Source organism: Granulosicoccus sp. 3-233, from assembly GCF_052681095.1.
Window position 1 is genome coordinate 1 of record NZ_JBQYLE010000037.1, and the last position, 5,456, is coordinate 5,456.

Below are 5,456 nucleotides of genomic sequence, written 5' to 3' on the forward strand. Positions count from 1 at the left end.
CAATGGTCGCAGTAGCGACGACACGACCTCATCCACTTTCTCGCGCTCATCCATCAGCGCATCCATGGATCGGAGCAAGTGCTGATAGGCAAAGCCGCTACTATCCACACCAGGCAGACACACCGTCTCGAGCCAACGCAATACGCCCAGTTTTGATTCCGGGTCGCATAATCGGTTGAAGACCATGACACGCAGCAGGGTCTCGACATCGAGTTTACGTTTTGATGATCGAAATACCTTTGCCAGGCGATCAAATCCCAGCTCATTCCATAATTGCGTCAATGTCCAGACATCACCAAGCGCGCGAGCAGGCTCGAAACTGATGACGGGCTTTTCATTGCTATCGGAAGGCGACTGATTATCGACAACGGATTTTCTACCCGTCGCACGCTCAAGTCCACGAATGAGCGAATCGAAGTTGGCGTCTATTTTCTCCAGACGACCCAGACTTGCAATGGTGCGCTGTTTTACGCGCCCGTTCTCATCGCGATACGACTCAGCCAGCTGCAGATAGCGGCGCGGTCCAGACTTGGTGAGCTTGACAAACATGCCCACACATTATCACACCGGGTATCTCTGTCAATACCAGTGCGAAACAAAAGTAGATCTATCAAAACGTGCCACTACAAGCGATTCTGGAAAAACACCTCTGCAGCCCGCATTCCTTCTAGAGAATACTACCAAAATTGGCTGATTTCAGCTCGCAACTGTCGAACCCGGGTGCTCTGCAATTGATGAAATTTTGTTGAGACGGTTTCTGATCTCTTAGGTATCTCCCGTCGGTCTTCTCATCAATACGTCATACCCGGCTTCTCCTTCCCTACAGTGGCTCCTCAGGGCTTAGTCGTTCGCCACCTTCCCATTCACTGCAACATCCACGTGAACATCGGTACTATGATCCGCTAAGACTTCCAACCGCACCTCTCAGGGTCCTCCGCTATTCGCTTGTTCCCCGATACCTGACTGCCCGTATCGCCTCGTTTCGTGGTCCCCGAAGGCTCGTCAACAACTCCGATACGTGAGCTCTCGACGCCAGGTGTTTTCTATATCGGTGTCACCCATCCGGTTTCCGACATCAGGATACGATCGGATCTCTCCAGTTCCCCGGTTACCCCTTTGTTCGCGTGCCCTGGTCTCAGATCCCGGTGGTGTTCTCCACGCTTGCCATAGCACGTGCAGAACTGCTGCCTTCCGGCCAATGAACACCGTCGGCTTTACTCCAGTTGCCTAGCCTGAACATTTCATGATGATGGATAATGCAACTGTGCCATATTTGGACGCTACGTCGATGGCCTTTCAAGTCATATAGTAGGCATTTTTGACACTTGCGAGCAGCAGCCCCCTTTCCCCCGTTTGGCAGGTTGATCATTTCATTGGCCAGTGACTACGTTGCCTGGAGTCGTTGCAAGGCAAGCATGAAGTTCGATTTTTCGAGTGATGCGCTGCTGAGGCGAAGCTCTATTCGACGGGTATTTCTGAGCACCACAGCGCCGATGTTGATCAGGCGTTGACGCAGGGTCCACACCTGAGCCTTAGCCAGCGTAGTGCCTGCCAGACCAACCTGTCTGACGCTTTGCCATAGTACGTAGGCCAGCGATGAGAACATGACTCGCAGTTGGTTGCTCCACCAGGCTGAACAACTCGTTCGATCTGCAAACAGACCCATCTGAAGCTCCTTGTGCCGGTTCTCCATAGTGCCTCTTTCACAATACACCTGGCTGTAGAGTTGGTCCGCATCGCCACCCAAATCTGTGACGATGAACCGCTGATTGGGGCCGATGCCATTGTGTTCGACCTTGGCGACAATTCGCCGACTTTGACGCCAACTTCCAGCCTGGTAGTCGATGTCCAGAAAGTGCTTTATGGAGGGTAAATCCGCTTCGTAGTGTTCAAGCCAGTGCCAGGCAGTGTCCAGCGTATTTATCGTTGTCTGGCATTCGCGCAACAGCACCTCGTTGCTTCGGTAACCGATGATGTAGCGAACATCATGGCGTTCACACCAACTCAGCAGCAAGGGGCGGTAGAAGCCGGCATCGCCACGGAAAACGATCTTCACGTCAGGCCAATGGGCTCTTAGCCCTTTGACCAACAACGACAATACGGCAGCAGAGTGGTAGGAGTCCGTGCGATTCACTGGCCGCAGGTAGCTGACCAGCAGATGACTCCCGCAATATACATACAAGGGCAGAAAGGCATAGCCGCCATAGTGACTGCTGTAGCTTCGACCTTCCTGCTGGCCATAGACTCGACTATCGGTGCCATCAAAGTCCAGGACGAGCGATTTGGGAGGTTTGTCATGCGACTCAATGAACGTTTGCAGGATCAGCTCATGCATCTGAAACACCATTTTTCTCGACTCCGAAGGCGGCATCTGGCTGGCTACCGCTTCCATTCGACACAAGGTTGAGGCACTACCCATGGGTTCCAGAGCACCAACTGCGCATTGCAAAGCCGCATCATGACGTAATTGCCGGTGGTCATTCAGATCGGCGAAGCCTGCAGCAATGCCATAAATACGCTGACGAAACAACGCCTCCCATTGGTGTGTGATACCTGCGCGGTCGCGTGGATCGGGCAGCAATCTGCAGGCTGCCTTACACAAGCCAAGGCGGTCATCAGCGGCTCGTAACAGTTCAACACCGCCGATGCCACTGACATCGCCACCGTTGAAGTTGATCTGGATTGAGCGTTTTTTTACCTTGCGGTTCAGGGTACAATTTGTCACTGGCGGAGTGTGTGCGTTTTGGATTGTAAAGCTCTGATAGGCCTACAATTTTAGTGACACTCCGCCACCTCTGCACGATTTATTCAGGCTAGAGCTATCCTTGCGGACCACAACTGTACATATTTCGGGACTCAATACACGGCCTGCCAACTCGCTACCCCTGCTTCAGACACCACCTGTTGGTGATCGCCCTCGGGTTCACTACCTGCCTGCTGGCCAAGCGTTGGCGTGGCGGGATTTACACCCGCTGGGTAACATCAATCAATTTCAGGTCTTTTACCTCCCTCCCAAGATTCGGGATTTATCTGGACACGATCATCGCTTGGTTATCTTCCGTTTTTAGATATTCGATCCTCTCATTGGCGAGTTACCGCGAGAATATTTACGCTGCTACTTTCCCTTGCTTTGTTTGATCGCCCCGTCCCGCTAGCAACCCACTTACTGATATGTCCTCATCTAGAGAATCCCAGTGAATACCATTAGGACTGAATGTGTAATTCTTCAATTGATCTTCCGATGCATTTAACAAACGGGGAAACCAGGCAAGTGGTACACCAATAGTGCGTCCATCAGTTAGCTCTACCCACATTGAATCATTTGCAAACTTAACGTTCTTAGCCGAAGTACTCATCCCACCTTTCCTCAATCAGAGTTCTATTTTCTTCTACTATTTTCAGTAGCTTCCTCAGCGTCTTCGCATCAAAGCCATCACTAGTGTCCAGGGTTATTTCTGTACCAACCCAGAATTTGGCTTCAGCTCCAGCTTTCTGTACATGGATATGTACGGGTTACAGAGGATTACCCTCATTTGAGTAAAAGAAGAACCTAAAGCCATCGAGCCTGAAAACTACTGGCATCTTTCCGTTCTCTCATTATATTTTTCTTACTTTATTGACTCACAGGAATCGTATCCAATAAAGTGCTGAGTCAATTGATTTACCGCTATTTAGGCTGCGGTCTCAAGCGGATCCAGTCCTAGCCGGGCCGTCATAGCTACGAGGGCATCTATCGTCATACTATCAATGCGTCCATTGCAAACATCGTTCACACGCGTTCGTTGGACCAGCATGATTTCCGCCGCAGCTGACTGTGTTAGCTCTTTATCATCAATGTAATTGATGATCGCATTCATCAGTTTAGTCTTTATGCGTCGCTGCGCGAGACCAGCAGGATCATCCATATGATCTTTAACAACAGCAGCCATTTTTTTATTCTTCAATAGAACCCTCCATACGATGATTAGCCTATATATAGAATCACCCTAATCTCATCTATGTACAGAATCCTATACATGACCGTTTGGCTTGTCAACTTCGCCTTGTATCGCTAGCAATTCGATACCATCTGATCCAAAGGAAGATAACAACAGCGCTAACCCGAGCTGGAAGCGGATGCGGGTTCTGGCGTAGCCAGGTTCTGTGCCTGGGTCCAGCGACAGCTCCATCGCAATGTTGAACGGAGCCGCTCCGCGGCAGAGTGATACTGCCATGCTGTGTCACTGTTTTCTCACACACCCCATTCCGGGATGTGAAAAACGAGGAAACCGCTATGCAACCCAACGAGCAACGTCGCTTCAAACGACAGTACCAGAAACACCTTACCGCCCTCAAGCTACGCAACATGAGCCCTTCCGCGCAGGATGTCTATGCTCGCGCCGTGCGCCGTGTCTCTACCGCCTACGATTGCTGCCCCGACCGCTTGACGCCGGATGAGTTGCGCCAGCACTTCGTCGCCCTGATTGATTCGCATTCCTGGAGCACCGTCCGATCGGATCGAGCGGGACTGCAATTCTTCTTCAAACACGTCGTCAACAAACCAATGGACTGGGGCACCATTGTCAAGCCCAAGCGGGTGCAATCCCTGCCCGATGTGATCACCCATGCCCAAGTGGCCAATCTGATCAATGCCACGCGTGAACAACGCTACGAGACCTTCTTCCTGTGCACCTACAGCATGGGGCTTCGCCTGGGCGAGGCTTTGGCCTTGCAAGTGCTCGACATCGATGCCGCCCAGCGCAGAATCCATGTGCGCCTCGGCAAAGGCAACAAGGATCGGTACGTCTTCCTACCCCAACGTACGCTACTGAGCTTGCGTCGTTACTGGGCCACTCACCGGCATCCGAAGTGGCTTTTTCCCGACGGCAGAACCGCTCAGGAGAAGTACCGGGCGACCAAAACAATGAGCGCCAGCGGCGTTCAACGATCCATCAAACGCGTGTCCTTCGAGGCCGGTATCCGCACGCGGGTCACGACTCACACCCTGCGCCATGCCTATGCCACGCATTTGCTCGAGCGAGGTCTGAGCTTGCAGCACATTCAACAGTTGCTCGGACACGCCTCGATCACGACAACGCTGGTGTACACCAAACTGACCGAACCCGCTCAGCAACAGGCGGGCGAGTTGGTCGATGCGATGATCCAGGACCTACCCGTCACGCTCGATGCGGTGGAGTGATGCGCTCATGACACTACTGCAGACGATCGAGCGCTACGCGGACCCGTTTCTAGTCCGCCATGGACACCGGCTACGCAGCGAGCACCGACAGGCCCTGGCGGCCATGCGACGCTGCCGCACGGAGCACAACGGGCAGTTGCACTGGTACTGCCCGAACTGTGAACACACACAAGGCACTTGGCGATCCTGCGGACACCGTAGCTGTCAGCGCTGCCAGAACCACGACAATACACGCTGGCTTGAACGCCAGCAGGCCAAGCTTCTGCCTGTGGACTAC

At 52.7% G+C, this 5,456-nt stretch carries 6 protein-coding genes and 1 pseudogene; 2 read left to right on the plus strand and 5 right to left on the minus strand.

Annotation, left to right across the window (positions count from 1 at the left end; all coding sequences use genetic code 11):
- From ACUNV4_RS30160 to ACUNV4_RS30180, 5 genes and pseudogenes are all read right to left on the minus strand, one after another.
- Window positions 1-549: pseudogene (locus ACUNV4_RS30160) on the minus strand (IS1634 family transposase); the annotation flags it as partial.
- An 835-nt stretch (window positions 550-1,384) separates the two neighbouring features.
- On the minus strand, window positions 1,385-2,725 hold the full coding sequence (locus ACUNV4_RS30165) for an IS1380 family transposase (protein ID WP_430882391.1): 1,341 nt from the start codon (window positions 2,723-2,725) through the stop codon (window positions 1,385-1,387).
- A gap of 382 nt (window positions 2,726-3,107) precedes the next feature.
- Entirely contained in the window at window positions 3,108-3,356 is a 249-nt protein-coding gene (locus ACUNV4_RS30170) for a DUF2442 domain-containing protein (RefSeq protein WP_430882392.1), read from the minus strand.
- Window positions 3,340-3,504, minus strand: coding sequence for a DUF4160 domain-containing protein (locus tag ACUNV4_RS30175; RefSeq protein ID WP_430882396.1), 165 nt, complete (start codon window positions 3,502-3,504; stop codon window positions 3,340-3,342). Before ACUNV4_RS30175 ends, ACUNV4_RS30170 begins: the two co-directional genes overlap by 17 nt.
- 167 nt (window positions 3,505-3,671) lie before the next feature.
- Window positions 3,672-3,944 carry a helix-turn-helix domain-containing protein gene (locus ACUNV4_RS30180; RefSeq protein WP_430882393.1) on the minus strand — a complete coding sequence of 91 codons (273 nt, stop codon included), beginning with the start codon at window positions 3,942-3,944 and terminating at the stop codon, window positions 3,672-3,674.
- A 329-nt stretch (window positions 3,945-4,273) separates the two neighbouring features.
- On the opposite strand from ACUNV4_RS30180, the gene ACUNV4_RS30185 reads away from it, so the two are divergent.
- Both ACUNV4_RS30185 and ACUNV4_RS30190 read left to right on the plus strand, forming a co-directional pair.
- Window positions 4,274-5,179 carry a tyrosine-type recombinase/integrase gene (locus ACUNV4_RS30185; protein ID WP_430882394.1) on the plus strand — a complete coding sequence of 302 codons (906 nt, stop codon included), beginning with the start codon at window positions 4,274-4,276 and terminating at the stop codon, window positions 5,177-5,179.
- 7 nt (window positions 5,180-5,186) lie between these two features.
- Window positions 5,187-5,456 (plus strand): transposase zinc-binding domain-containing protein (locus ACUNV4_RS30190; RefSeq protein ID WP_430882395.1); only part of this gene is annotated, 270 nt, incomplete at its 3' end.

What these genes read in the sequence shown, in the direction of transcription:
- ACUNV4_RS30185 (WP_430882394.1), top strand. Translation starts at nt 4,274, where the DNA reads ATGCAACCCAACGAGCAACGTCGCTTCAAACGACAGTACCAGAAACAC.
- ACUNV4_RS30170 (WP_430882392.1), bottom strand. Translation starts at nt 3,356, where the DNA reads ATGAGTACTTCGGCTAAGAACGTTAAGTTTGCAAATGATTCAATGTGG.